The organism is Rhizobium sp. AC27/96 (assembly GCF_001692325.1).
Classification (GTDB): Bacteria; Pseudomonadota; Alphaproteobacteria; order Rhizobiales; family Rhizobiaceae; genus Rhizobium.
In genome coordinates this window covers 1-25,558 of record NZ_LXKN01000018.1, presented here as the reverse complement: position 1 = coordinate 25,558, position 25,558 = coordinate 1, and the positions used below count along the sequence as shown (strand labels likewise).

General features: G+C 59.4%; 25 protein-coding genes. 9 read left to right on the top strand and 16 right to left on the bottom strand.

Annotated elements, in window-relative coordinates; translation table 11 throughout:
* Positions 1-48 precede the first annotated feature (48 nt).
* Together A6U86_RS13875 and A6U86_RS13870 are read right to left on the bottom strand one after the other, a co-directional pair.
* On the bottom strand, positions 49-1,041 hold the full coding sequence (locus tag A6U86_RS13875) for a fatty acid desaturase (RefSeq protein WP_068391949.1): 993 nt from the start codon (positions 1,039-1,041) through the stop codon (positions 49-51).
* Positions 1,042-1,109: 68 nt separating this feature from the next.
* A complete protein-coding gene (locus A6U86_RS13870; protein WP_068391947.1) occupies positions 1,110-1,658 on the bottom strand; it encodes an OsmC family protein in 549 nt (182 codons plus the stop codon).
* Positions 1,659-2,365: 707 nt separating this feature from the next.
* Between A6U86_RS13870 and A6U86_RS13855 the strand changes: the two genes are divergently transcribed.
* From A6U86_RS13855 to A6U86_RS35200, 5 genes are all read left to right on the top strand, one after another.
* Complete coding sequence (locus tag A6U86_RS13855; RefSeq protein ID WP_068391938.1) at positions 2,366-2,563, top strand: hypothetical protein; 198 nt, start codon at positions 2,366-2,368, stop codon at positions 2,561-2,563.
* Between the two features lie 13 nt (positions 2,564-2,576).
* On the top strand, positions 2,577-2,768 hold the full coding sequence (locus A6U86_RS13850; protein WP_068391935.1) for a hypothetical protein: 192 nt from the start codon (positions 2,577-2,579) through the stop codon (positions 2,766-2,768).
* Positions 2,769-2,848: 80 nt separating this feature from the next.
* Positions 2,849-3,694 carry a VOC family protein gene (locus A6U86_RS13845; protein WP_068391932.1) on the top strand — a complete coding sequence of 282 codons (846 nt, stop codon included), beginning with the start codon at positions 2,849-2,851 and terminating at the stop codon, positions 3,692-3,694.
* A gap of 352 nt (positions 3,695-4,046) precedes the next feature.
* A complete protein-coding gene (locus tag A6U86_RS34755) occupies positions 4,047-4,703 on the top strand; it encodes a CatB-related O-acetyltransferase (RefSeq protein ID WP_083196833.1) in 657 nt (218 codons plus the stop codon).
* 320 nt (positions 4,704-5,023) lie between these two features.
* Positions 5,024-5,323 carry a hypothetical protein gene (locus A6U86_RS35200; RefSeq protein ID WP_141683705.1) on the top strand — a complete coding sequence of 100 codons (300 nt, stop codon included), beginning with the start codon at positions 5,024-5,026 and terminating at the stop codon, positions 5,321-5,323.
* 71 nt (positions 5,324-5,394) lie between these two features.
* Here the strand turns inward: A6U86_RS35200 and A6U86_RS13835 are convergent, their stop codons facing one another.
* The 7 genes from A6U86_RS13835 to A6U86_RS13805 all read right to left on the bottom strand — a co-directional run bounded on the left by A6U86_RS13835 (position 5,395) and on the right by A6U86_RS13805 (position 11,559).
* Positions 5,395-6,147, bottom strand: coding sequence for a 2OG-Fe(II) oxygenase (locus A6U86_RS13835; RefSeq protein ID WP_068391926.1), 753 nt, complete (start codon positions 6,145-6,147; stop codon positions 5,395-5,397).
* Complete coding sequence (locus A6U86_RS13830; protein ID WP_068391923.1) at positions 6,144-6,692, bottom strand: methylated-DNA--[protein]-cysteine S-methyltransferase; 549 nt, start codon at positions 6,690-6,692, stop codon at positions 6,144-6,146. The genes A6U86_RS13835 and A6U86_RS13830 overlap by 4 nt, the downstream gene beginning before the upstream one ends.
* Positions 6,693-6,788: 96 nt before the next feature.
* The gene (locus A6U86_RS13825) at positions 6,789-7,040 is read right to left on the bottom strand and encodes a hypothetical protein (protein WP_068391920.1); all 252 of its coding nucleotides are present in this window, start codon (positions 7,038-7,040) and stop codon (positions 6,789-6,791) included.
* Between the two features lie 116 nt (positions 7,041-7,156).
* Positions 7,157-8,089 carry a DMT family transporter gene (locus tag A6U86_RS13820; protein WP_068391917.1) on the bottom strand — a complete coding sequence of 311 codons (933 nt, stop codon included), beginning with the start codon at positions 8,087-8,089 and terminating at the stop codon, positions 7,157-7,159.
* Between the two features lie 121 nt (positions 8,090-8,210).
* The gene (gene ada, locus A6U86_RS13815) at positions 8,211-9,308 is read right to left on the bottom strand and encodes a bifunctional DNA-binding transcriptional regulator/O6-methylguanine-DNA methyltransferase Ada (RefSeq protein ID WP_068393905.1); all 1,098 of its coding nucleotides are present in this window, start codon (positions 9,306-9,308) and stop codon (positions 8,211-8,213) included.
* A 217-nt stretch (positions 9,309-9,525) separates the two neighbouring features.
* A complete protein-coding gene (locus tag A6U86_RS13810; RefSeq protein WP_068391913.1) occupies positions 9,526-9,975 on the bottom strand; it encodes an ester cyclase in 450 nt (149 codons plus the stop codon).
* 249 nt (positions 9,976-10,224) lie between these two features.
* Positions 10,225-11,559: an epoxide hydrolase family protein gene (locus A6U86_RS13805; RefSeq protein ID WP_068391911.1), complete on the bottom strand. Its 1,335-nt coding sequence runs from the start codon at positions 11,557-11,559 to the stop codon at positions 10,225-10,227.
* A 315-nt stretch (positions 11,560-11,874) separates the two neighbouring features.
* Here A6U86_RS13805 and A6U86_RS13800 point away from each other — a divergent pair, with 315 nt between their 5' ends.
* Positions 11,875-15,576, top strand: a complete 3,702-nt coding sequence (locus A6U86_RS13800) for an autotransporter domain-containing protein (RefSeq protein ID WP_068391908.1) — start codon at positions 11,875-11,877, stop codon at positions 15,574-15,576.
* Between the two features lie 85 nt (positions 15,577-15,661).
* Here the strand turns inward: A6U86_RS13800 and A6U86_RS13795 are convergent, their stop codons facing one another.
* From A6U86_RS13795 to A6U86_RS13765, 7 genes are read right to left on the bottom strand one after another with little or no spacing between them, the layout of a single operon-like run.
* Complete coding sequence (locus A6U86_RS13795; protein WP_068391905.1) at positions 15,662-16,978, bottom strand: M20 family metallopeptidase; 1,317 nt, start codon at positions 16,976-16,978, stop codon at positions 15,662-15,664.
* A gap of 2 nt (positions 16,979-16,980) precedes the next feature.
* Complete coding sequence (locus A6U86_RS13790; protein ID WP_083196879.1) at positions 16,981-17,937, bottom strand: ABC transporter permease; 957 nt, start codon at positions 17,935-17,937, stop codon at positions 16,981-16,983.
* Positions 17,934-18,911, bottom strand: coding sequence for an ABC transporter permease (locus tag A6U86_RS13785; RefSeq protein WP_068393904.1), 978 nt, complete (start codon positions 18,909-18,911; stop codon positions 17,934-17,936). The genes A6U86_RS13790 and A6U86_RS13785 overlap by 4 nt, the downstream gene beginning before the upstream one ends.
* Before the next feature lie 17 nt (positions 18,912-18,928).
* Positions 18,929-19,915: an autoinducer 2 ABC transporter substrate-binding protein gene (locus A6U86_RS13780; protein ID WP_068391899.1), complete on the bottom strand. Its 987-nt coding sequence runs from the start codon at positions 19,913-19,915 to the stop codon at positions 18,929-18,931.
* 32 nt (positions 19,916-19,947) lie between these two features.
* Complete coding sequence (locus A6U86_RS13775) at positions 19,948-20,718, bottom strand: ATP-binding cassette domain-containing protein (RefSeq protein ID WP_068391896.1); 771 nt, start codon at positions 20,716-20,718, stop codon at positions 19,948-19,950.
* 25 nt (positions 20,719-20,743) lie between these two features.
* Positions 20,744-21,511, bottom strand: a complete 768-nt coding sequence (locus A6U86_RS13770; RefSeq protein ID WP_068393903.1) for a glutamine amidotransferase — start codon at positions 21,509-21,511, stop codon at positions 20,744-20,746.
* A 37-nt stretch (positions 21,512-21,548) separates the two neighbouring features.
* On the bottom strand, positions 21,549-22,736 hold the full coding sequence (locus A6U86_RS13765; RefSeq protein ID WP_068393900.1) for a carbohydrate kinase family protein: 1,188 nt from the start codon (positions 22,734-22,736) through the stop codon (positions 21,549-21,551).
* Positions 22,737-23,063: 327 nt separating this feature from the next.
* Between A6U86_RS13765 and A6U86_RS13760 the strand changes: the two genes are divergently transcribed.
* The 3 genes from A6U86_RS13760 (at position 23,064) to A6U86_RS13750 (ending at position 25,546) form a co-directional block, all read left to right on the top strand.
* Positions 23,064-24,440, top strand: a complete 1,377-nt coding sequence (locus tag A6U86_RS13760; RefSeq protein WP_068391893.1) for a cache domain-containing protein — start codon at positions 23,064-23,066, stop codon at positions 24,438-24,440.
* Positions 24,437-25,078, top strand: coding sequence for a response regulator transcription factor (locus A6U86_RS13755; protein ID WP_068391890.1), 642 nt, complete (start codon positions 24,437-24,439; stop codon positions 25,076-25,078). Before A6U86_RS13760 ends, A6U86_RS13755 begins: the two co-directional genes overlap by 4 nt.
* Before the next feature lie 270 nt (positions 25,079-25,348).
* The gene (locus A6U86_RS13750; RefSeq protein ID WP_068391887.1) at positions 25,349-25,546 is read left to right on the top strand and encodes a DUF3311 domain-containing protein; all 198 of its coding nucleotides are present in this window, start codon (positions 25,349-25,351) and stop codon (positions 25,544-25,546) included.
* The last annotated feature ends 12 nt before the right edge of the window (positions 25,547-25,558 follow it).

Here is a 25,558-nt window from a genome sequence, read left to right as displayed (position 1 = left end):
ATAAAATAAGCGTCAGAACAAAGAAAAAACTTAACAGGTGTCATCTCTCTACGAGATTTGGCTTTCCAGTTTCTCCAAAGCCTGCGGAATGACCGCGCGATCCAGCAGCACCTCCCGGTGCAGCACGGGATGGGCCACTTGCTCCTTCGGTTTCAGGGCATAGGCGCGCAGAATAGCCAGATAGCTCGGGAAGACATAGCCGCCATTGACGCGCTGCCACTCCTCGCGCGTCGTCTCATAGAGTTCCGGCAGGCGATACCACGGCACCCACGGCAACTTGTGATGAACGATGTGGAGGTTGTTGTACAGAAATAGCGGCGCAAGAAGAGAGCGCTCGACGATGATGGTGCGGCCATCCGGATCTTCCGACCACTGATGCTCGCAGTAGGAGCGGATCGCAACGAGTGCCAGTCCGAGGTATCCGACCGTCAGCGCATAGAACCAGATCGGCATGGCAAAGAGAAAATGTATGGCGAGCCCCACCGGCACGAGACCGATAAAATGCAGGATCCAAGCCGTTCTTTTTTGCTTGTCACCGGCGGCAATCAGACGCCATTCGCTGATGGTAAAGCCAATGACGTTGAGCGGCGGTCCGAGAAGCATTCGGCCTATCAGCGTGTTGTTGATGGTAAGGAGAAACTGAAAGGCTCTGGGCAGGTTCAGCCAATCGCCAAGGGTGCGATAATAGCTTTCGGGATCGTCATAAGGGTCCGTCAGGCGCTCGTCGGTATGGTGTTGAAGATGCGTGTCCCGGTAACTTCGGTAGGGATAGAAAAGTCCGATCGGCAGAAAGACCAGCAGCTCGTTCAAGCGTTCGTTGCGGAAGGGGTGACCGTGAAGGACCTCGTGCTGCAGGGAGGAATGAAAGGCAATACAGATACCCAGCAGGATGAGCGATACGTTCGGCAAGACCGGATACAGGAACACGCCGATCATCAACCAGATGAGATGACAGCCAACCAGCAGGAATAGTGTTGGCCACTCCACGGCGGGAACGGATTTTCGCTCGCTCAGATGACGAACGATATGAGAGTCGGCCATGGCATCTCTTCCTGAAGGCAGGATTGCAGAACTATGCGCTGCGCCAACGTGTGGGCCAGTCGTCATAGTCAGGCGCTTGTTGCCGACTGGCCAGGTTGCTGATGGTCGACCTGGCCACGCACCTCGTTTCCACGTTTCAGAAGATTGAGGATCGGGCACAGCTTCTCCACGGTCGCCTGCAGTCGGGCGATCTCCTCGCCGCTTGCCGGAGATACAAGCGTGACCTGATAGCTGATGTCCTGGGGATAGACGGGCACATCCTCATGTCCCTCCGCCCCGGCACGACCATCGATGGTCGCAGAGACTTCCGCGTGAAGCGATTCGAGCGGCACGCCCTGGTCGGAAGCATGGATCAGATAGGTATGGGTCAAACAGCTCGAAAGAGCGCCGAGTAACAATTCGGGCGACGACGGGCCCAGATTATAGCCGGCAAAATCGGGCGGGCTGTCCGAGATAACCTGGAAATCCCGAATTCTGATCCGGCGCACACCGCTGCGACCCTCGGCGCTGGCGCTCGCTTTCAAGGTAACAGCGCCCACTTCTCCCGATTTTACGCGCGCGCGCCGGTTAAGCAGAGCTGCGCGCTTCTGCCCGAGATATTCATTCAAGGTTGTCATTGCTGTTTCGCCCTTTGACCATCAATTCAACTCGTTGTCGGCTCCGGCTGGATCCACAACGAATGTCCAATTTATAACCGTCGGACGATTGAGTAGTCGATAAAATTTATAGACTTTATGGCGACGTAAGGCAAAGAATATTGCCGATATACGACCATCCATGAAAATTTTGATCGCCAGGATCGGGGAAGAAAAAGAAAGGGCTCTCGGCACAGCCGGAGCCCTTCAAAGTTTGAAGGTCAAAAACCTCCAGAGGGAACAGCCAACGCAGCGCAACAGGGAGGAACGAAACGCTAGTCGCGTTGACTGCACTCACAATGCATCCGCCTGGCTTCGAACGCGACAGATAGAGTGACCGAATTTGCGCCGATATCCGACATATATGTCTAATATTCCGCGAGAACTTGGAAAATACCGGCCTGACACAGGCGACGATCGATCGGTCTTTTGAGATCGGGGAAGAGATGCGCCTGGGAGCACAGACACCAAACCGCGGATACGCCAACGCCCAATTCGCGCAGGCCTTTCAAAAGATAAAACTCGATAAGATATGGAATTCTTTTCTACGATTGCCGGGTTCGTTTGGTATCAACCGGAATGGTCATCCATAACAGCATATTATATAGTCTACTAAATTAATAGACTAAAGACCCTACCCTTTGTCGAACATGCCCGGCAAAGGGGGCTGACAGGATCGGGTGACCCCAATGGCGAAACAGGTGATCGAATATGCCGGCGTGCCTGTCGGCATCGTAGTTCCCGATAGGGACTCGTTGAAATTCATCGCCGTGAAATTTCATGTGCATGAGCTCGATGGCCAGCATTTTGCGTCCTCATCGGACGTGCTGCGCGCGATCCATAAACTGATGTCCACTTCACGCGCAAGCGTTCATCACGCAGCTTGAATGGAGGGAAATGATGGGCAGGCTACGCCATTTCTTTCGTCTCTCCGCCGAGCGCGACGACCTTGAAACGAGGCTGCTTCTTCGCGAGTTCCGCTCGCTGTTTCTCGACGACCATTTCGAAGATGGCACAGAGAAAGAGCTCCAATCGAAATGTGCCGAGCTCTCCACGGCGATCTCGTCGCGCCGCTTCAGGCACCGCCATTGATCAGAGATACTGATCCCCACCTCACATTGAGATGCCCCCCTCGCGGCCATCTAACAGATCTAATCCTGGAGACTCCATTCATGTCCGTTACGGCCCAGCCCCTCGTCCTCGATCACGCGGTCATCGGCGTACTCGACCAGCTCGACACCGCTGCGGAGCTCTATCGCAAACTCGGATTCGCGCTGACGCCCCGGGGCTATCACACGCTCGGCTCCATCAACCATCTCGCCGTCTTCGCCGACAACTACATCGAGCTGCTTGGCTTCCCACCGGAGGGCGACAAGAAGAGGGCCGATCTCTGGTCCTATCCGGTCGGACTGAACGGGCTAGCCTTTCGCACCACCGATGCCGCTGCCCTGCAAGGCGAACTGGCGGCCGCCAACAAACCGGTGACGGATTGGAGAGATTTCTCGCGCCCCGTCAACGTGGATGGCGAGCAAAAGCCGGCAAGCTTTCGTACCTTTCAGATTGGCGGAGACACGATTTCGAACGGCCGCTTCTTCTTCTGCCAGCACAATACGCCGGAACTCGTCTGGCGTCCGGTTGATCAGAACCACCCAAATGGTGTTTTGAACATCAGCGACGTCTTCATCGTCAGCCGCGCGCCTCAAACCATCACCGAACTGCTCGACGGATTTCCATCGGCAGCCACTCCGCAAATCCACGAGGGCGGAATCTCGATCCAGGCGGGTATTGTGACCATCCATCTCATATCCGAGGCAAGCGCCCTCACCCGCTTCGGCCAGGCCATTCCGCAGGGCTTTGCGGGCAATGAGCGCAAGGTGGCACTCGGGCTGAAAGTCCGCTCATTGAAGACCGCAGCGGATGCTCTGGCGCTCGGAGGTTTTTCACCCCAGCCCTTCGAAGGCGGTCTGCTCATTGATGCAGACGCCGCCAATGGCGTCGCGCTCTGGTTCAAGGAATAGGCAAGGTTCAGCCATGTTCGCAGGAATATCGACAGGCTGATCGCCGATCGCCCAAAACGACGACGAGAGACATCCGGCTGCGAACTCGCAGTCGGCAGCGCTCGCTAGCGTTGCAGCGCAGGAACAGACATTTTCTGAACAATGAGCTGAAGGCAGCCACCTGGACGGCTTACCTCGCTGCGGCCTCCTCACCGCTCCACTAGGGCGGGGCAATAGTCTATGGCCGATATCCCGCCTGCCCGCAGTCGATGCCAAATCGCGTCAAATGTTACTTTTATCCCCACTATTTTGTGGTTAGCGAATCGCGAAAATCATCTAATGATTGCAACGGGGCTTAAGTTGGGGGCGAAAAATGAGCATCTTGGTTGAAGATCACGTCAAACTAAATCATTGCAACATCTTTCCGCAGGTGAAAGTCGGTTACCGATCATACGCGAATGAAACGATGATCCGCAGCCACACGACGATAGGTCGCTATTGTTCAATTGGGCGTAGATGCACTCTAAATGCGGCGCGCCATCCGACGAACTGGTTGTCGTCTCACCCTCTGTTTTGGAGTCCGGAAGAAAACACTTATTCAAGACCCTATCCTGACGGGGAGATGGCACTCACTATCGGCAACGACGTGTGGATCGGCGACAATGTCGTGATCATGGGCGGCCTTACCATCGGGGATGGCGCAATAATCGGTGCGGGCGCAGTCGTGACAAAAGATGTCGAACCTTACGAGATCGTCGGAGGAGTTCCGGCAAGGCACATCCGATATCGTTTTGAGAAGGAAACTGTCTCGAGACTTCTTGAGATGCAATGGTGGCAGTACGGCGAGGAGTTCATCGTGGCTCTACCGCACGACGATATCGAAGCCGCAATCCAAATGCTCAAAGCGAGGATCGGCGTAACCGCCGTCGACATGATCCTGCCTCCGCATTTTCGACCATTCGGCACGGCATCGATTCCCAGAATCGTTGGCCATGCCTATGGCACTGTAAACTCACCAGCATCGGCTTAAGATACGACACGAGGCATGGGATCGAGCGAGCTGCCGGAGCGACCACGCTCCGCAGCTCGCAATCCTGACGCTGGCGCGTCTCTACGCCCCATACTCGGACTGGCGGACAGGCGACTTGGGACTGCTCCATAAGTCTCAGGGCATTTGCATCCCACAAATCGGGAGCATAGTCTTTCGATTTGAAGATAAGAAGCGGAGCGACCCGAAGCCCTATTCGTGTAGATTGGCTGCGCGGCGTGCTGTCGCGGGCAATCCTGCCGTGTGGTCCGCACTTTCCCGACCACCGGGATCAAAGCGCCAGAAAAGATCCGGAGGGGCATATGTGGAGAACCACACTATCCATCACTTTAGTGTTTGGCTTTGCTGCGTCAGCTATGGCGATCGACAAGTTCGACAGCCGCGCACAGAACTGTGCGAGCGTCCATGCGCTCCTCGGACGAGACCGTCAGGCAATCCTGCGTTTCCCATCCCGTGATGGACGAGTGGCGCTCTACGATCGCTACGTCTCGACCCCTGCCCAATGCGGCCCTGGTCAATATGGCATTCGCGCCTCTGTCCCGGCAGCCGACGGCGCTTGCCCCGTCGTGAGTTGCCGCCCTCTCAACGATTTCGCGCCTTGACTGGGACAGCGGCGTACTAGCCACCGAACAGCGTCTGGCGCCGCGAGGACCGCGGCGCCAGTATTGTTTCCTCACCGGGCATCGTGGAAAATGATCCCGACAGTGTGACGCATCCCAGAGCGAATACGGCTCACACCGTGGCGGAGGTTGACGCGATAGTTGCCTTTCGTTCCCTGAACCGGCCGATTGTGAACCGCAAAGGCGACGGCGTCTCCCTGGCGTAGCGGCACGACCTCGACGCGGCTCTGCATGCGCGGCCGCTGCTCGGTCAGAGCGAATTCACCGCCCGTGAAATCGCGGCCCGGCTCGGAGAGCAGGATCGCCACCTGGATCGGGAAACACAGATCCCCATACAGATCTTGGTGCAGGCAATTGAAATCACCGGGAACATATTGCAGCAGCAGCGGCGTCGGCCTGTTCTGGCCGGCATCGTGGCATTGTCGCAGATACGAGGCGTGATCGTCGGGGAACCGTTGAGCCATTCCCATCCGCTCGCTCCAGTCGTTGGCGACGCCGGCGAGGCGTGGATAGAGCGCCGTGCGGAGACCGCCGACAAGGCCGGGCAGCGGATAGTTGAAGTAGCGATACTCGCCCTTCCCGAAACCATGCCGCGCCATGATGATATGGCTGCGAAAATGGCTCTTGTCACGATAGAGCGCGGCGATGTGGCCGCACTCCTCCGGCGTGAGAAGCTTCGGCAGAACGGCGCAGCCGTAGCTGTCAAGCTCGCCTGTCAGCGCCTTCCAGTCATAGGCGGCAACGCGCACCTCTGCAGACATATCCGCAGAAGCCGAAACGGTGGCGGTGACGAATGACTGGTTCATGCCATGGCCTCCTTACGGATCAGCTCGCGCTTGCGCTCTATGCCCCAGCGATAGCCTGCGAGCTCTCCATCCATACGGACGACACGGTGGCACGGGATCGCCAGCGCGATCGGATTGGCCGCGCAGGCGCTGGCGACGGCTCTCGGATTCGTCAGCGGGCAGATCGACTTGCCCAATTCCGCGTAGCTCACCGTCCTGCCGACAGCGATTGTCTTCAGCTTTTCCCATACGCGGCGCTGAAACGGCGTGCCGCGCAAATCGAGCGTCAGATGAAGGCCGGCGGAGGGCTCCGCGATATAGCGCAGGACTTTCATGACATCGCCCTTCACCGCGGCTTCGCTCGCAATCAGTGTCGACTGCGGGAAGCGATCGGCGAGATCCGCCGTCAGCTCTTCGGCATTGTCGCCGACAAGGATCGCGCAGACGCCCTTTGTGCTGCGCGCGACCAGCACCATGCCGAGTTCGCAGTCGGTGATAGCGTAGGAAAGAGTATCGGTGGCCGTTGAAGTGGAGTGCAGGGCGTCAGTCTCAATCGCGAGGTTCATTGTCGTATCTCCTTGATTTGTCCTCATGATCGAAACTACGTCTTCAGCCGCGTTTCCAAACTCCGATCCTTGCTTTCAAATCGAAACTTTGCTCGATCAGGCAAGTCTGAGAATGGTGGTTTCTGCGAGTAGATAGGTCTCACCTGAGGTAAAGCGGACTTCGATTTCCCCACTATCGAGCATGGCCCATTCCGCATAACCATCGGCCACGAGCTGGCCGATATATGTCATGACAAGCGCCTTATCCGCGTTATCCTGGGCAAGCGCGACGAGCGCGTCGGTAGCCTCTTTGGTTCCGGGTAGCTTGCCCCGGCTCGCCTTTGCGTCGAATCCGCCGCGCGAGAACATGGTAGCGGGTGTCCTTGTTTTCGTCGTTGCAGCTCACCGGCCGTGTACGGCCGGCGCCTGAGGCCCTCTATCGTCATCACGCGATATCGTTCGCCTGCGGGATCAGACGACCGGCCTCAGGCGGATCTAAGCTTCAATCTCTTCATGAGGCGGCCATCGATGGCGGCGAGTGCCATGCCGATCAGCATCATGCCGATGAACTGCTTGGTATCGAGCTGTTCGCTCAGCACCAGAGCGCCGAGCAGAATGGCACTGACTGGAATGAGGAAGGTGACCAGCGTCAGGTTGGTCGTGCCGGCGGTGGCGAGGATGCGGAAATACAGCACATAGGCAAGCGCTGTGGAAAGTGCTGCGATTCCGAGCACCGCTGCCCAGACCGACACGCCTGGCATTGCAAGCGTCCAGGGATGGTCGACAAGCAGTGCGACTGGCAACACCATTAGCGTCGAGGCCGTGACCTGGCCGGTGGCAGTCACCATCGGCGCCACGCCCATACGGCGGAAACGGCGGCCGAATAGCGCTGCGAAAGCATAGGATATCGCGGCGCCCAGCACGGCCAGCTGCGCCAGAATGGTTGCGCCCAAGCCGTCGAACACATTTGGGCTGATCATGACGGTCACGCCAATCAAGCCAATCACGACACCGGCGAGACGGTTGCCGGTCATTTTCTCCTCCGCCGTGAAGAAATGCGTAACGATCACCGTCCAGAGCGGCGTGGTGGCGTTGAGGATCGCGGCAAGACCGGAGACGATATGCGTCTGACCCCAAACGATCAGGCAGAACGGGACCGCATTGTTGAGCAAGCCCATGCCGAAAAAGGCGATCCAGCTGCGAGCATCGGTCGGAAGCCGCAGGCCCAGCAACGGGATCGTTGCATTGAGGATGACTGCAGCGCCGGCAACGCGCAACAACACCAATGTGAATGGCGGCAAGGCTCGCAAGGCGACATCGGTGAAAAAGAATGACCCACCCCACAGCGCTGAAAGTGCAAGCAGCATTGCCCATTCATGCGACGTCATCGGGCGATTTATGGCGGGGGTGGCGGTCATGGCGCGGCTCCTTGAGTTTCGCTGCACCGTGCGACGCCAGCATGCAGCCTGCACTCCGATTCTTGCTTTCAAATCGACAATCACGCGGCGGATGCATGAAGCTCAGGACACAATATGGGGTTCAAACAGTCTGCGCCGCCTCGCGATCGAGCAGCGCCCGCTTGCGGTCGACGCCCCATGCGTAGCCGGAAAGCGCGCCGTCGTTGCGCACCACACGATGGCAGGGAATGGAGACGGCGATATTGTTTGCCGCGCACGCACCGGCCACCGCCCTCGTCGCGGTCGGAGATCCGATGCGACGAGCGATATCGGAATAGGACACACGCTCGCCCACCGGGATTTCCTGCAACGCTTGCCAGACGCGGCGCTGGAATGCCGTGCCGCGAACGTCCAATGGCAAATCAAGCCCGATGCCGGGATTCTCGACGAAGCCGACGATGCGAGCGATCAGTGCCTCATATTCCCGATCCATGCCGATCAGGCGGGCTTTCGGGAAGCGGTCCTGAAGATTGCGGACCAGCTCATCCGGATCGTCGCCGAGCAGGATCGAGGCGACGCCCTTCGCGCTCGAGGCAACGAGGATCGCGCCCAGATAGGTCTGGCCAACCGCAAACTTGATGTCTTCGTTTGCTCCGCCGGTACGATATTGCGTTGGAGTCATGCCGAGCATGCCGGTCGATTTCTCGTAGAAACGGCCGCTCGAATTGAACCCCGCATCATAGATCGCTTCGGTGACGCCGGTGCCGGTTTCCAGACCCTCGCGGACCTTTTTGGCGCGATCGGCAGCGGCGTAGGCTTTTGGCGTCAGTCCCGTCGAAGCCTTGAAAATACGATGGAAATAGCTCGCGCTGCAATCGACCGCCGCCGCCAGATCATCCAGCGACCGCTCTTCCTCGCTCTCCTCGATGATGCGGCATGCCTTTGCCACAAGAGCCGCATTCTCGCTCTCAAGAGAGAGACCTTCCGGATTGCACCGCTTGCAGGGTCGGAACCCCGTCGCGCGTGCGCTCTCGATCGTGTCGTGCAGCGAGACGTTTTTCGGATTTGCCGTGCGCGACGGGCATGAGGGCCGGCAATAAATGCCTGTGGTCGAGACAGAATACCAGAGCTGGCCATCGGCGGATTTATCGCGTGCGACAACCCGCGCCCAGCGCGGATCATCCACGATGGAACAGAATGAAGTACGAAGTGCCGGCTGAGGCTGTGTCCTGTTCGTCATTGCCATCTTCTCTGGTTGTTCCGGCTCGATCTTGCGTCCGATCTGCGCTCGTCACACTCCGATCCTTGCTCTCAAATCGGAATGATACCCACCCGATTCCTGCGCAAAGACTGAAAAGGACCAGAAAGCAAATGAGGCTCGCACCTGGGTTGGCGCGAGCCTCAATTCTTCATTCGGAGAAAAGCCCATCGTTCCAGGCGGACTATCTCCTGTTCGATCAGTCCTTGTTTATGAGCCCGAGCTGCATCATCGCCGTCAGCCCGTCGTCCAGGCCATTCTCTTCGACGATCAAACCATTGACGACCTTCAGGACCGTCTTGCCGGTGAAGTGCATCCTGCGGCCGGTTGCGGCAGGCAGGCCACCGAGGAGAAAATCGTCGAATGCCGGGCCCGTATGCGTGCCTCCACCTTCCCATTGGCCGACGACATAATCACCTTCGGCGATCAGATCGGCAGTGCCCCAGAAGTTGAGGTCGGGGAACGCGGCGCGGAAGTCGGTCATGAACGACTTGATGTCCGCGCGGCCGCGACGGGGCTCGTGCAGCGAATACTGCAGGAGCATATCGGGTGCCGCGATCTCATCGATAACGGCAAGATTGGCGTCCTTGCCCCAGAATTCGGTGAACCAGCGCACGACGACGGCCTTGTTGTCTTCTTCCTTGCTCATGGAAATAATCCTCTTCTCGCTTCGAGCTACCATCGAAACCACTCGATGGCCTGGATGAGAGGTATTGGAGCGAGAAAACCACCAAACTCCGGTTCTTACCTTCGAACTGGAAACCGGGTCTCGAGATGCGACTGCTGTCGTCAAAAGGGGTGGTCCTCAAGGACGGCGCCCTTTTGTTTCGAGAGCCACACCATGAGCATCCCTGCAGGTTTGCGGCTCCTGGTAAGGGGCCGCATTCTCTCCATGCGTTCAACGCAAGGGCTTGAAGGCTGCGCGCAACTCCTCGGCGAACAGCTGAGGCTGTTCCCATGCCGCAAAGTGACCGCCCTTGTCGACCTGGTGGTAGTAGTAGAGCGTTGGGTAGGCCTTCTTGCTCCAGCTCTCCGGGGCGCGATAGATTTCCTGAGGGAAGACCGAGATGGCCACGGGGATCTTGATGTCCCTGGTCTTCTGAGCCTCGGCGCTGAAGTTGTTGTTGTTGTTTTCCCAATAGAAGCGGGACGACGATGCGCCCGTATTCGTGAGCCAGTACAGGGTAATGTCATTCAGCATTTCGTCGCGGGAAAAAACACGCTCCGGTACGCCGCCGCTGTCACTCCATTGGGCGAACTTTTCATACATCCATGCCGCCAGACCGGAGGGTGAATCGGAAAGCGAATAACCGATAGTTTGCGGCCGCGTAACCATCATGGCGCCATAGGCGGCGTTTCGCCCGAAGAAAGTGCTGAGCGAGTGGAACGCCTCTGCCTCCGGCTTCGAAAGGCCTGCCGGGACCGAATCACCGCTGTTAATGGGCTTCACCAGGTCGCCCGGAATGGTTGCGGGCATGTTGAGGTGGATGCCGAGCAAGCCCTTCGGCGCCTGGCGAGCCAGAGCATCCGATATGACCGAGCCATGGTCGCCGCCCTGGGAGACGTAGTGGTCATATCCCAGCCGCTTCATCAACACATCCCATGCCCGCGCCGTTCGGTCAGGCCCCCAGCCGAGTTCGGCGGGCTTTCCGGAAAATCCATAACCGGGGATCGAAGGAATAACGACATCGAATGCATCCTCCGCACGCCCGCCATAAGCGGTGGGATCGGTCAATGGGCCGATGGTCTTGATGAATTCGAACGTCGAGCCCGGCCAGCCATGGGTCAGAATGACCGGAAGCGCGTTGGGATGACGGGAGCGAACATGGATGAACTGGATGTCCAAACCATCGATCGTTGTGACGAATTCCGGCAAGGCATTGAGTTGCGCTTCAGCCTTGCGCCAGTCGTAATCCGTGCCCCAATACCGCACGAGATCCTGGACCTTTGCCAGTTGAATGCCCTGCGAGGAATCGCCGACTGTTTCCTTGTCCGGCCAGCGCGTATCCGCGATACGCTTGCGCAGGTCGTCCAGTTGCGCCTGCGGAACATGGATCGGGAACGGCCTTATGCTTTCATCCGAACTCGCCTTTACAACGGCCGTCTGAATGGCGTCGGCCGCGTTGGCCGGCGTCAGATATCCGACAGGCACGAGCATAATAGAACCGACGGCGAATGAGACCACCCGCGCGGTGAGACGATTTCGGCTGGAAACCCCTTCGATCTTTGACATGAGATACTCCTTGTTTCGTGCCGCACCTGCGGCACCCGTTGACGAAGGGACCTTGAAAGGTCGACGTATCCCGCATGTTTCGGGAACGGCCCGAATTGTATCGGCATGTAGGAGAGGCGCGGTCGCCCGACGAGAATTGATTGACCGGCTGAATGCTCCGGTCGCGGAAAGCGACGGTTTCCCTTGCGCGGGCGGAATGAATTTCCAGAGGCTTCGCGGACCTAAGCGATCAATTTTGGCGCCGGATTTACAGAACGTTAACCATAAATGTCGTTTCTACAGATGTGCAACATCACGTTGTAGGAAGCATTTTCAATGTTGGCTGCGGCTCGCGCCATCTTGCGCATCTCGACCTTTCTCGTGCCGATTTCGGCCTGCATGACGCCGGTAGCAGCCGGCGCGGCGTCGTTGTCGTGGACGGGTGCCGTCGATAGCGACTGGAGCAACGCCGGCAACTGGTCGACAGCATCGGTCCCGAGCTCCGTTACCTCCGTGGTGATCGACGGCGGCAATCTTCCCGCCGAAGTCCTGGGTGGCAGCTCGGTTTCCGCGAGCGACCTGACGGTCGGCCTTGACAGCGACGGCGCCCTGACGATTTTCGCCACCCTACATACATCGTCGGCCGCCTTGGGCTCCCACGCCGGCGCTACCGGTCTCCTTGACCTGACGGGTGCCGGTGCCAGCTGGCAAAATGACGGTACACTTGTCGTAGGCGATCAGGGAGCGGCAACATTTACGATCAGCGCCGGAGCGCAGTATCTGGGCGATGGAGCTGCCTATATCGGCAACGCAGCCGGCAGTGTCGGCAGCATCGCCGTGAACGGCCAATCGACCTTCACGCTCTCCGGCGGTCAGCCCCTGTTCATCGGCTATAACGGGCAAGGCTCTTTTGATGTGACATCGGGCGCAACCGCCAGCACCGGCGATGCGACACTCGGCTATGGCGCGGGCAGCACTGGCAACGCCTCGATTTCCGGCTCCGGTACCAGCTGGCTGATCAATGGCGATCTGATCGTCGGAGGCAACGGCACCGGAACGATGGCCATATCCACCGGTGCAACCGTTTCGAACGACAATGCCACGATCGGCCTTGGGAGCAGCAACGGCACCAGCTCCCTGACTGTCTCGGGTCTCGGCTCGCAATGGACCACGAGTGGCATCTTGACCGTGGGATCAAGTGGCGATGGTGCTCTCTCGGTTTATTCCGGAGCAACGGTTCTAAGTGCCTCCGCCGTCATCGGGCGCTTCGCGAGCGGCGCCGTCACGGTTGGTGGCTCCGATTCGCTTTGGGATACCGGCGCACTGCTGGTCGGCGGCGATCATACCGACGCCGATAGTTCCGGCGCCAACGGCAGGCTTGATATCAGCACCGGTGGGGAAGTCAAAAGCACGTCGGCTGTCATTGCCGACGGCAAGAATTCGATCGGGGCGGTGACTGTCGATGGCGCCGGCTCGCATTGGGATATCAATGCGGATCTCGGCATCGGCAATCAGGGTGACGGATCGCTGACCGTGTCGGGAGAGGCAAGCGTCAGCGCTGCTACGGCAACGCTCGGCAAGGAGAGCTCATCGAGTGGCAGCGTGGTCGTCGTTGGAAGCAACAGCCATTTCGATATCAACGGCGACTTTGAAGATGGCGTGGCCGGCTCCGGATCGCTGAAAGTCCTGTCCGGGGCCACCGCTTCCACTGGAAACGCCTCGCTCGGCACTGCCTCGGGCGGCAATGGCCAGGCACTTGTCAGCGGCGCTGGCAGCCACTGGGATATCAATGGCGAGCTGGAGATCGGCAGCGCGAATGGAGGAACGGGAGACTTTGCGGTTTCATCGGCAGGCACGGTGACGAGCCAGGGCGCCAGCGTTGCGACATCATCCGGCTCAAGCGGTTCGGCGACTGTCACGGGTGCCGGCTCAAGCTGGAGCAATCAGGGCACGCTTGCCGTCGGTGATGCCGGAAACGGCAGCCTGGATGTCATTCTCGGGGGTAAGGTCAGCACGGCAAACGCTATCATCGGCAACGCCGCGGGAAGCAGCGGTGCCGTGACCGTGACCGGCGAAGGATCGACCCTTTCCGTCGACAATGCGCTCACCGTCGGGCAGGCCGGCAATGCCGCCCTCACCGTGAGTGGCGGCGCCACGCTTTCCGCCACGAGCCTGACAATTGCCGCGCAGACAGGATCGACGGCCTCGGTCAATGTCGGATCGGCGCTTGGCCAGACCGCGACGGGGGCTGCAACCCTTGACGTCGATGCCATTCATTTCGGCAGCGGCAACGGCTCTCTCGTTTTCAATTTCGCCGGAGCTCCCCAATCCTTGAATGCCGCAATCGATGGGACCGGGTCCCTCTATGTCGCATCCGGCAACGTTACGCTGACCGGCAATTCGAGCGCCTTCAGCGGTCTGACGACGATCACGGGCGGCAGCCTCATTGTCGATGGCACCTTGGGCGGCACGATTGCCTTGAGCGGCTATGGACAGCTCGGTGGAACAGGTACCGTCGGCTCGACGGTTGTCGGAGCCGGTTCGACGCTAGCACCTGGCAGCAACGGCGCCGGCACGCTGACCATCGATGGCGATCTTACCGCGCAAAGCGGCTCCACCATTCTCATCGAAGGGAATGGAACGACTTCCAGCCGGATCGACGTTACCGGGGCCGCCAACCTGACAGGCGGAACGCTTTCGCTGGTCGGCGCTGATCTGAAGGCCTTCACGAATTATACGATCATTTCGGCAGGAAATGGCATCTCCGGCAGCTTTGATGCCATTCAATCGAACTACGCCTTTGTCACCCCTGTTCTTGGCTATTCCGGCAACACGATCGACCTCACGCTGGAACGCAATGGCATTTCCTTTGCCACCGCCGGGGCAAATGCCAACCAGCGTTCAGCAGCACACGGTATTGAAAGCCTGGGGGCGTCGAACACGCTCTATAATGCCGTCGCCGTGTTGACCCTCAATGAAGCGTCCGCCGCGCTGAAGCAACTGGCCGGCGAGATTCACACGTCACTTGCCAGCACGGCCTTCGACAATGGCCGCTTTGTCCGTGACGCCGCAATCGATCGCCTGCGCGGCCTGCAAGGTGGTGTCGCCAACAGCACCGCGCAGACACGAATATCGGGAGATGCAGGCCTTGCCTATACAGATGTCGGCCAGCGCCAGAAGACGGGATCGGAACGAGCGATCGATGACATCCTTTCCGATCCCGCCAACGGCCTCGCGACATTCTGGAGCACGCCTTACGGGGGTTGGACGTCTTCGGACAATGGCAGCAGCAATACAGGCGGTATATTGTTCGGTTTCGATACCATGCTTGATGGCTCGGACTGGCGCGTTGGCGCGCTTGCAGGTTACGGCCGCAGCCGGTTCAGCCAGTCTGGTGTCTCGGCCCATGCCGATACCGACAATTACAATGTCGGGCTCTATGCCGGCAGGCAGTGGGGCGCCCTGGCGCTTCGGCTCGGCGGCACCTACACCTTGCAATCCGTTTCAACTCTGAGAGACATTAATTTCTCGGGTTATTCGGACGAACTCGGAGCCGACTATTATGCGCATACGGCGCAGGTGTTTGGCGAGTTGGCCTATCAGGTCTCCGTAGGCGAGACTCGCCTCGAGCCTTTTGCAAACCTCACCTTCACCGATGTGCGGACCAATGCTTTCTCTGAGCGCGGAGGGGCAGCGGCCTTGAGCGGAAGCGCCGATCAGTCTGCCATTACCTTCGCTACATTCGGTGCTCGTGCGGAGCGCGAGATCGCTCTGGCGGGCATGCCCGGCAAGCTCTACGGCTCCCTTGGCTGGCGGCACGCCTTCGGTGATCTCGACATCACGTCCCGCATGGCCTTTGCCGGCGGCGATATTTTCACCGAAAGCGGCACGGTGGTCGATCAGGACTCACTGGTGCTCGATGCCGGTTTCGATATTGCCCTTAGCCAACAGGTGTCACTCGCATTGAATTACAGCGGCAGTTTCGGTGCTGAAAACCGAGCGCATCTATTCAGGCTGCTCTTGCAAGCGCGCTATTGATTGCCGCCGAAAGGCCGACGCCGTGTGTTCAGCGTCGGAACTTGCATCAATCAAAATATCCGGGCCACATTACGTGGACGCCCGGTCAGGCACACCATTTCTGCACGGCGAGTGCGATGGCCTTGGTGCAATCGACGAGGTCGCGAACCGATACGCGCTCGTTCGGTTGATGCGCCTGAGCGGGGTCGCCCGGTCCGAAATTGACGGTCGGCGTATTGCCAAGAGAGGTCGGCAGCCCGATATCGCTATGCGCCCCGAACCCGGAAAGTACGGGCGATAGTTCTGCGGTTTCGACCGCTTCCTGAAGCAGCTGCACGAACGGATTATCGGCCGGCACCTCCGCGCAATCGGCATCGAGGATCCATTCGACCCGCGCCGGATGCTGGCGAAGATAGGGATCTGCCTGGCAGATGTTGCGGACATGCTCCTCGATCTCTCGCTTCACATGACCGCCAAGGCCGAACTCGTCCTTTTCACTCGGCAGATATTGCGCATCGATGATGATCTCGGCCTTGCCTGCCATGGACGATGGATGCTCGCCGGCCTTGAGCTGGGTGACGATGATCTGGTTCGGCAGGTCCATGAGCGGATGGTTCTTCTTCGGGTCGAACATCCAGCGGCGGTTGAGGATATCGATGCCGTCAAGCATCTGGCGGCAAAGCTGCACCGCATCTACCGGGCCGCTCGTGTACCAGGAATTCGGCGTCAGCTCGGCATGACCGCCGATCCCGTCGATGATGATCTTGCCCCACAGAATGCCGTGGCAGAGCGGAGCGATGCGGTTGGCTGTCGGCTCCGTCATGATGCCCGCATCCGCTCGGAAGCCGCGATCGACCATGGCAAGAGAACCCATGCCGCCGATCTCTTCATCGACCACCGTCGTGAAGACCACGTCGCCCTTCAGCGGGATATTCATCTCCTTCAGGATCTCGACTGCCATGAGCATGCAGGCAACCCCACCCTTCATGTCGACGGTGCCGCGTCCATGCAGGAAACCGTCCTTGAGCACCGGGCCGAAAGGATCGGTCGTCCAATGCTCGGGCGCGCCGGGCGGCACGACATCGATGTGACCGGTCAGCATGATGGAACGGCCACCGCCTGTTCCCTTCAGCACGCCGCCGAGGTTCGGCCTTCCCTCGAAGGTCCTGCCTTTGTTTGCACCCGGGCGCCCCTCATATTTGGCATAGAGCGCCGGACCATCCGGATCCCACAGATCAGTGGTAAAGCCGAGGCTTTCGAGACGTTTTTGAAGATAGAGCTGGCAATCGCGCTCGCCGGGCCCGGCTTCCTTCGGGTTGGATTTGACGATCGACGGGAAAGAGACGAGATCGCTCAGCGTTGCGACGATGCGCTCATGTGCGGCCTCGACCCGTTCGGCAATCAGTTTTTCAATGGATGGCATGGTTATCTCCAGCGTTTCGAAAGGCGGTCTATCAACAGAACAGCGATCAGCAGCGCACCGACGATGCCGACCTGCCAAACCGTGTTGACGTTCAGTTGCAGCAGGCCGGTTTTGAGAGTGATCAGCAGAATGACAGCGGCGAGAATGCCGCCAACTCCGCCGACGCCGCCGGTAATGGCTACGCCTCCGAGCATCACGGCCGTCAGGGATTCAAGTTCGAGGTTCTGCCCGATATTCGGCCGGGCGCTGCCAAGCCAGGCAATCGAGACGAGCCCCGCAAGGCCGGCCAAGGCGCCGCTGAGCGCATACATGGTGAGCCGGGCGCGATCGACCGGGATACCCACAAGCCGCGCTGAGCGTTCGTTGTAGCCCATGGCGAAAATCCAGCATCCCCATGCGGTTCGCATCAGCAGCAGGGAACCGACAGCAAATACCGGAACGACGATGGTGATGAAGGGGACCGGCAGACCGAAGACCACTCCCCTTCCCCATGTCAGCAGCCAGCCGGGGACGCCGGACTGCGCGGCTCCACCCGTCAATGCGACGGCGAGGCCCGAGTAGATGAAGAGCGTCCCGAGTGTGGCGATCAAGGGGAGTATGGAGAGGCGCGTCACCAGCAGACCGTTGAAGGCGCCGAGCGCCGCTCCGGCAACGATGCAGACAAGCGGGATGGCAAGCACCGGCATGCCGCTCTTGACCGCAAGCATGGTGATGACGGCCGATAGAGACGCGATCCCGCCGACCGAGAGATCGATACCCGCACCGCCGGCCAGTACGACCAGGCCCTGCCCAAGCGCCACAAGCGCCAGGATGGTCGAGAACTGGAGGATGGTGGTGACGGTTGCCTCGCCAAACATGGATGGTTTGAAAAGCGCAAGCAGTATGACCACCGCGATCCAAAGGGCCGCCAACAGAAACAGGATGCGAGAGGAACCGTTCATTGCTGGATTGCTGGTCATCCGCGCATCCACTTCGTCTTCAGTGCAACGAGTTGCGAGGTCGGCATCTCCAGCGCGAGGACGCCGATGAGAAGAGCGCCTGTCACCACCGGCTGCCAGAGCGAGGGGACGCCGACCAGCAGCAGGCCGTTCTGCAGAATTCTGAGAAGAATGACGCCAAGGGCCGTGCCGATGAGGCTGCAACGGCCGCCCATGATGCTGGTGCCGCCGAGGACGACGGCGGCGATTGCATCCAGCGCCAGTGTCGATCCGATCGCCATTTCCACATTGCGGTAGTTGGCGACGTAAAAGCTTGCGGCAAGCCCGGTCAGTGCGCCGCTGACGACGAAGGTCGCAAGACGTACCTTCGTCACCGGAACGCCGGACAGACGCGCCTTCTCCTCGGAATTGCCAATCGATAGAAGGTGCGGGCCGAAGGGCGTGCGCCGCAATGCAAGCCAAAGCGCGAGATAGACGATGGCGATGGCAATGGCAGCAACGGGGATGCCCAAGACCGTCGCTGCCAGGAAACCTGTCAGGTTGGTCGGCAGGCCCGACAGCCACTGGCCGCCGAGCAATGCAAAGACCGCCGTTCGATAGACACCGAAGAGACCAAGGGTACCGACAATTGCCGGGATGCGCCCGATGACCACAACGCTGCCGGTAAACAGGCCGAGGGCCGCGCCGATGGCCGGGCCCAGCAATGCCGCGGGCAAGGCACCCCAACCCGCGAGCAAGGCATTTGCGACGCCGATTGCGGCAAGACCCATGACGATGCCAATGGAGACATCGATGCCGCCCATGGCAAGCAGCAGGGTCATGCCGAGACCGACAAGCATCAATTCGATGCTGTTGCGGATGATGGTATCGATATTGCCCATTGTCGCAAAGAAGGGCGATGCGACGGTGAAGACGAGCGCGGCGAGAATGATTGCGCTGAATAGCGCCCATTCACGTCCGCCCATGGCTAGGAAGTGTGGACTAGACCGTCGCATTGCCTGATCATCCACGTTCAGAAGTTGAACTTGTCGACATTGTCGGCAGTGAAGATCGCTGGAGGTCCGAGCAGCAGGATGCCCTTGGCTGCGTCGTAGGTGACGGGAGCAGCAAAGCCTGGAACCGTATTCTCAGCCGCAAAGACCTTGCCGTCGATCAGCTGCTTGCCGGCCCAAACAGTCAGATAGCCGAGTTGCGCCGGATCCCACAGAACCGTGAAGCCGAAGGCGCCGCTTTTCAGGTACGCGCGTGCGGTATTCGGGCTGCAATAGCCGGTTCCGATAACCGTGCCGATCTTGCCCGCCGTCTCGATGGCCTGCGCCACGCCAGGGCATGTCGACGAGGCAACCGCGATGATCGCCTTGAGATCGGGGTTGGCCGTCATGAGGTCACCGGCAATCTGGCCGGCGCGCTGTGCGGTGCCGCCGGCATATTGCGGCTCGAGCAGCTTGAGCTTGGGATATTTGGCAGCAGCCCGCTGCTTCATGAAGCCGATCCAGGCGTTGAGGTTGGACGCCGTTGCCTCACCGGAAACGATCCCGATCTTGGCGTCGTCGCCGACCCGCTTGACCAGTTCATCGATGATGGCGCCGCCGAGGCCTTCATCGGTCGCCTGTGCGACATACACGGCACGGCCGCTATCGGGAGCATCGCTATCGCTGGTGAACAGCTTGACGCCCTTCGCCTTGGCGGCCTCGACCACGGGCGCAATCGAGGAAGCATCCAACACGCTGACGGAAACAGCATTGACGCCCTGGTCAATCAGGTTCTGCACGATCTGGAGCTGGTCGACGGGGTTCGTATCGACGGGGCCGGAATAGATGAAATCCACGCCGAGGTCGTTTGCGGCACGCTTGCCGCCCTCTTCCATGGCGTTGAAATAGGGAATGCCGATCAGCTGGGGCACGAACGCAACTTTAGGCTTGTCCTGAGCGACAGCCGCCGATGCGAGGGCCAGGCCCAGTGATGATGCTATGAATGCCTTCTTGAATTGATTGAACATTTTATGATCCTCTGGAGATTGAACGCGCTTTTTTATTTATTGTTTTCAAGCGCCCGCACGTCGGGATGAGCGCCTGTTATGAGGGAGACAATTTCTTCGGGTGTCGTTTCGAGCCGCCGTCTTTCGGCGACCTTGCGGCCTCGGCGGAAGACGACCATGCGGTCGGCAACCTCGAAGACGTCGGCAATGTTGTGGCTGATCAGCACGACGGCGCAGCCGCGCTCGGCAAGCCGCCGCGTCAGCGACAGCACCTTGCGTGTCTCGGCAACCGCGAGCGCTGCCGTAGGCTCGTCCATGATGACAAGCCTGGCATTGAGATTGAGGGCACGGCAGATGGCGACCGCCTGGCGCTGACCACCGGACAGACTGCCGACCGGTGCCTCCGGATCGGAAATATGGGCCTCAAGCTCATGCAGGAGGGCATCGACGCGCTCGCGCATTTCCGTCCGCCGCAGAAAAGGAATGCCCAGCACGGATCGCTTCAATTCGCGGCCGAGGAAGACATTTTCGGCGATCGACAGGTTCTCCGATAGAGCAAGCTCCTGGAAAATCGTGGCAATACCGGAGCTTGCCGCATCCTTCGGCGAGGAGAAATTGACCGGCTGCCCCTCGACAAGAAGCTCCCCGTCGCTCTGGGCATGCGCACCTGCCAGGATCTTGACGAATGTCGACTTGCCGGCGCCGTTGTCGCCGAGCAGAGCCAGGACTTCGCCGCTGTTGATATCGAGATCGACGCCGGTCAGCGCCGCCAGTGCGCCGAAGCGTTTGCTGATGCCGTTTGCCCGCAGGAATGGCTGTGTCATTGTCGATCCCCTTGCTTGATGGGCTTCATGCCGCATGGCTGACCCACCGCAGGATGTTCTTCCAGAGAGTGGCGTAGCCCGGCCAGGCGACGAATTCGTTCGGCAGCCAATGCGGCCCGATATCCGAGGTCCAGGCGACCGTGCGGCCCTTGCCGTATCCGCCGGTCACGAGCAACGGATGGCCACCCTCGGCTTCAGGCAGCGTGGCAAGAACTTCGACGCCGGGCTGCTGCTTGACGACGACCTCATTGGCGCCGAGAAGCAGCGGCCATTCGCCGTCTATACCGGCCAGAATTGGATGCTTCTGCTTGATGTCAGCCCGAAATCCCTCCGGAATCTCAAGCCGATCGTCATAGGGCAGGCAGGTCACAGGCAGCGCTTCTTCGACCGGCGTCCGGCGCCAGCGCGCCTTCCCATCGATGCCCTGGAAACTGAAATACCCGCCGGCCATCACCAGGCCGCCGCCCGCTGCCGTCCAATCACGAATAATCTTCAGCCGGTTTGCCACCGGCTTGCCGTGCAGCCAGACGGCCGGCGGCAGAAGCAGGGAATTCGCGCCGATATCCGAGAGGATGATGGCTTGATAGGCGGACAGTTCCTCCAGCGAAAACGGAAATTTCTCCACCGTGTCATGTGCAGTCATGTAGGTGATGTCGAATTCGCTGCCCTGGAGTGCTGCAACCAGCGGCTCTGCGCCCAGATGGAAGGTGACGCTGCCAAATTGATCGAAGCCCTTGTAATGAGTGGCCGAGCTCACCCAACTCTCTCCGACCAGCAGAACCCTAATCGTCATCATTATCTCCTTGCGTAACTTCTGTTGGACATGGCGGTCACATTTGGACCGCGGTTTTTGCTTCGATCGATGGCAGCAGGGCCTCGATCTCGTCGGCGCTTGCCGGCCGTCCCTGTGCGCCTTCGGCAGTTGTCGTCAGGCTGGCACCGATCGCGGCGTGGCGCGCCGCTTCGGCAAGCGACTTGCCGTGCAGCCAAAGGCTTAAGAATATCCCCGCGAAGGCGTCGCCGGCCCCCGTGGCATCGACCCGCGTCACGGGTAGTGCCGGAACCTCGATGGTCGTGCCGCCGCCTTTCTTGAAGACGACAGCTCCGAATTCACCGAGCGTCAGCACAACGTCGCCACGCGTCTTGATCCGTTTGAGAATGTGTTCCGCTTCATCCAGCATGGATGCCAGCGGCGTGCGTATGCCGAAGACCTCCCGAAACGTCTCATCATTGATGAAGGTCAGATCGACTTGCCCGATAAGATCCGCAAAGGCTGCCGGCGTCCGCGAGCCGGCGGGAAGCCCGGCTGTGTGCAGGCTCACCTTCCAGCCAGCGGCATGAAACCTGGCGATCGAAGGGATCATCCGTTCGTAGTGAAAACCTTCAATGTGAACGCAGGAACGGACATTGGCCGGAGCTATCTCCATATTTTCGGTCAAGTCGATCTCGCTCAGCTCGAATGTCTCGTGGATGATCGTCCTGCTGCCATTGGCCTCGATGATCACGATCGCCCGCGGCAAGCGGTTCTTGATGGGCCGGCGAATGGGGAGAACATTGACGTTACGTGCCAGCAATTCGGCCAGCGCCCATTCGCTGTCCCCGTCATCTCCGATTGCCGTCGCAAGATCGATCTGAAGCTCGTAAGGGGCGCCGACGCCAGCGGCGGCAACGGCCAGATTGGCGGCGGGGCCTCCAAGCGCCTTGTTGATATGCTCGGCCGCCACACGGTCGTCGCGATGGGGAAGAACGGGAACACGGCAGAGATAATCGAGGCAGATATGGCCGACGACAAGCAGACGCGGATTGCCCTCCTTCGCCTGAACCGTCTTTGCGGACAGCATCGGCAGCGACCGGGCAAACACACTCGGGCGATAGGCGAGCTTCTGTATCGCTGACTGGATCCGCTCGGCCGTCTCCGCTTTAACGGGAACCGTTTCGTTCAGGAAATTGGACACGGTTCCGACGGAGACACCGGCGGCGTGTGCAACATCAGCAATTGTCGGACGTCCCTTTTTCATGGCTTCCCGATCCATTGAAACGCTTCAAATGCTATGGAGCCATCAGGGGTACGTCAAAGAAATCGAAATCTAATTTTGGCCTGCATTTCGCTTGCAGAGGCGAGAATTGCCGATTTTCAGAAGAAAATTGACTAAGCCGGGCAGAAATTGAATTTCCTTCAATTGATCGCAAAGTGCGTGCCAGGTCGCCGTCAGCTCTCAAGGTTACTCCGAGAGGGGCTATGCCCCGTACTCATTGACACTTATGGATGTGCACCGCTGAGAAGCCGTTGAATTCGTATCCAACACGCGCCATGGTTCCGCGTCGGTTCTTGGGAGGAGCAATCGTTGACACTACGCAACCAGATTATTGCGCTCGCGCTTGCGCCTCTCGTCATTTCTATCCTGGCAATCACCGCCTTTATTACCTGGCAATCGATCACCCTCACCAGGAGCAATATCGAGACCTTCGAGCAGAACATGCTGAAGGCGAAGGAAAAGGAAATCGTCAACCTTACAAATCTTGCAGTGTCGGCCATTCAGGCGACCTATCGGGATGCAGCGCCGGACGACCAGGCAGCGAAGGACAAGGTTGCCGCGATCCTGACATCCCTTGACTACGGCCCGGACGGCTACTTCTTTGTCTACGATTATGATGGGAACAACATCGTTCATCCGCGCGAGAAATTTCGCAACGGACGCAATTGGCTCGATTTGACCGACCCTGACGGTGACAAGGTCATCGCGGAGCTCATCAAAACGGCAAAAGCCGGCGGAGGCCTGCACCAATACAAATGGGAGAAGCCCTCCACCGGCCGTGTCGCCGATAAGCTCTCATTCGCTGTCGGGCTTGATAAATGGCACTGGGTAGTCGGAACCGGCGTCTATCTGGACGATATTTTCATCCAGACCGCGGCTGCCAATTCCGCCATGCGAGCCAACATAAGAGGAACCTTCATCGTCGTCACACTCATTGCCGTTCCTGCCGTTCTGGTCGTTTTCACGACCTGCATGCTGCTGACCTTCCGTGAGCGACGCATGGCCGATGGCCGGCTCAAGGAGCTGACGCAAAGGGTAATAGATACGCAGGAGGAGGAGCGCGCGCGGCTTGCCCGTGAATTGCATGACGGCGTGTCACAGAACCTCCTCGGCGTGCGCTACGTCATGGATCTTGCCAACCGCAAGGTACGAAACCACGTCGATGATGCCGCCACGACGATCGAGAAGGGTATCGATACCCTCAACAGCGCGATTAAGGACATTAGGCGACTTTCGCATGATCTCCGTCCTCGCGTGCTCGATGATCTCGGCCTGACGGCAGCACTCACGGCGCTCGCGAACAATTTCGCCGAGCGGACGGGGATCGCAACCGAGATCGATACTTCGGGCTTCATCAGCATGCTGAAGCCCGAGGCGAGCACGGCACTCTACCGTGTCGCTCAGGAGGCCCTGAATAACGTAGAACGCCATTCCGGCGCGACGCGTCTCACGATCAAGCTCTGGAGCGATCGGGGACGCGCACGCCTGCGAATTTCGGACAACGGCATTGGTTTTGACGGCACTGAGGACAGCAAGGGCGGGCTCGGGCTCAGGAACATGCAGGAACGGATGGCGCATTTCCGCGGCCTGCTTCTCGTTCAAAGTACAGCCGATGGCACGACGCTCATTGCGATGCTGCCGAAATCGGCCAATGCCTCGCCAAGAGCAAGGGTGGACGCAGCATGAAAAGAGACAGGATCAGCGTTCTGCTGATCGACAATCATCCCGTGGTGCTTGACGGATTGAAAGCCGTGCTGGAGACCTTCGATCATATCGAGGTGGTGGGTACGGCAGGCCTTGCGCAAATCGGCCTGGAGATTGCCCGAAGGACGCTGCCACAAGTGACCTTGATGGATATCAACATGCCGAAGCTCAGCGGCATTGATGCGATCGAGCTCTTTCGCCGCGAGGTTCCGCAGACGCGGATCGTGATGCTGTCCATGCATGACAGCCGCGAATATATTTCTTCGTCGATCATGCACGGCGCAGTCGGATATATTCTCAAGGACGTGTCGACCGACGAAGTCGTCTGCGCCATCGAGACAGTGGCTGGCGGCGGGACTTATTTTTCATCCGGCGTGCGCGACATATTGATAGCGGACCAGATCCAAAAGGAAGCCGACCCGCTGACGGCGCGCGAGCGCCACATCCTGGGTTTGATCGTCATAGGCCGTAGCAACCGCGAGATCGCCGAAGAACTCGGAATTACACCCGCAACGGCCGAAACGCATCGCAAGAATTTGAAGAAGAAGCTCGGCATCGCCACAACAGCCGGTCTGATCCGCTACGCTCTTGACCACGGGATCGCGGCGGGAGCGGCCTAACGTCCGTCTACCCACTTCTGGGTAGGCCCGCACACTTCGCCTCTGCATGCATCTTGTTCGGGCAGCAGGCTCGCCGTAGGACATTGTCAGCGGCTGGCCATCGGCGGGCCGTTGGGAGGAATTCACATTCGTCAGTCTGTTTTCGCGTAGGCAAAGCTTCTTGGCTTTCGCTAGCGGGCGCGCACTGCGATCGCGGACTGACGCGCGCCACCTTCCACTCTGACAACTGCAACATGGTGGCGCGGACGCGCCGCCTGAGAGGTATCGGATATGGACAAACGCTTTGGGACGGCGGCCTGCTGGCTGCTTGTGATACCGTATATAGGCTTGCTCTGGGTACCGTTTTACAACAGCCACGATCCGGTCTTGCTGGGCTTTCCCTTCTTCTACTGGTACCAGCTCGCCTGGGTGCCGATCACCGCGTTCCTGACCTGGATCGCCTATCGGAGCATGCGCCATGATGACTGAGATCGATCCGAC

Bases quoted from the DNA above. Each gene is read 5' to 3' on its own strand.
- A6U86_RS13875 (WP_068391949.1), bottom strand. From the start codon at position 1,041: ATGGCCGACTCTCATATCGTTCGTCATCTGAGCGAGCGAAAATCCGTT.
- A6U86_RS13870 (WP_068391947.1), bottom strand. From the start codon at position 1,658: ATGACAACCTTGAATGAATATCTCGGGCAGAAGCGCGCAGCTCTGCTT.
- A6U86_RS13855 (WP_068391938.1), top strand. From the start codon at position 2,366: ATGGCGAAACAGGTGATCGAATATGCCGGCGTGCCTGTCGGCATCGTA.
- A6U86_RS13850 (WP_068391935.1), top strand. From the start codon at position 2,577: ATGGGCAGGCTACGCCATTTCTTTCGTCTCTCCGCCGAGCGCGACGAC.
- A6U86_RS13845 (WP_068391932.1), top strand. From the start codon at position 2,849: ATGTCCGTTACGGCCCAGCCCCTCGTCCTCGATCACGCGGTCATCGGC.
- A6U86_RS34755 (WP_083196833.1), top strand. From the start codon at position 4,047: ATGAGCATCTTGGTTGAAGATCACGTCAAACTAAATCATTGCAACATC.
- A6U86_RS35200 (WP_141683705.1), top strand. From the start codon at position 5,024: ATGTGGAGAACCACACTATCCATCACTTTAGTGTTTGGCTTTGCTGCG.
- A6U86_RS13835 (WP_068391926.1), bottom strand. From the start codon at position 6,147: ATGAACCAGTCATTCGTCACCGCCACCGTTTCGGCTTCTGCGGATATG.
- A6U86_RS13830 (WP_068391923.1), bottom strand. From the start codon at position 6,692: ATGAACCTCGCGATTGAGACTGACGCCCTGCACTCCACTTCAACGGCC.
- A6U86_RS13825 (WP_068391920.1), bottom strand. From the start codon at position 7,040: ATGTTCTCGCGCGGCGGATTCGACGCAAAGGCGAGCCGGGGCAAGCTA.
- A6U86_RS13820 (WP_068391917.1), bottom strand. From the start codon at position 8,089: ATGACCGCCACCCCCGCCATAAATCGCCCGATGACGTCGCATGAATGG.
- ada (WP_068393905.1), bottom strand. From the start codon at position 9,308: ATGACGAACAGGACACAGCCTCAGCCGGCACTTCGTACTTCATTCTGT.
- A6U86_RS13810 (WP_068391913.1), bottom strand. From the start codon at position 9,975: ATGAGCAAGGAAGAAGACAACAAGGCCGTCGTCGTGCGCTGGTTCACC.
- A6U86_RS13805 (WP_068391911.1), bottom strand. From the start codon at position 11,559: ATGTCAAAGATCGAAGGGGTTTCCAGCCGAAATCGTCTCACCGCGCGG.
- A6U86_RS13800 (WP_068391908.1), top strand. From the start codon at position 11,875: ATGTTGGCTGCGGCTCGCGCCATCTTGCGCATCTCGACCTTTCTCGTG.
- A6U86_RS13795 (WP_068391905.1), bottom strand. From the start codon at position 16,978: ATGCCATCCATTGAAAAACTGATTGCCGAACGGGTCGAGGCCGCACAT.
- A6U86_RS13790 (WP_083196879.1), bottom strand. From the start codon at position 17,937: ATGACCAGCAATCCAGCAATGAACGGTTCCTCTCGCATCCTGTTTCTG.
- A6U86_RS13785 (WP_068393904.1), bottom strand. From the start codon at position 18,911: ATGCGACGGTCTAGTCCACACTTCCTAGCCATGGGCGGACGTGAATGG.
- A6U86_RS13780 (WP_068391899.1), bottom strand. From the start codon at position 19,915: ATGTTCAATCAATTCAAGAAGGCATTCATAGCATCATCACTGGGCCTG.
- A6U86_RS13775 (WP_068391896.1), bottom strand. From the start codon at position 20,718: ATGACACAGCCATTCCTGCGGGCAAACGGCATCAGCAAACGCTTCGGC.
- A6U86_RS13770 (WP_068393903.1), bottom strand. From the start codon at position 21,511: ATGACGATTAGGGTTCTGCTGGTCGGAGAGAGTTGGGTGAGCTCGGCC.
- A6U86_RS13765 (WP_068393900.1), bottom strand. From the start codon at position 22,736: ATGAAAAAGGGACGTCCGACAATTGCTGATGTTGCACACGCCGCCGGT.
- A6U86_RS13755 (WP_068391890.1), top strand. From the start codon at position 24,437: ATGAAAAGAGACAGGATCAGCGTTCTGCTGATCGACAATCATCCCGTG.
- A6U86_RS13750 (WP_068391887.1), top strand. From the start codon at position 25,349: ATGGACAAACGCTTTGGGACGGCGGCCTGCTGGCTGCTTGTGATACCG.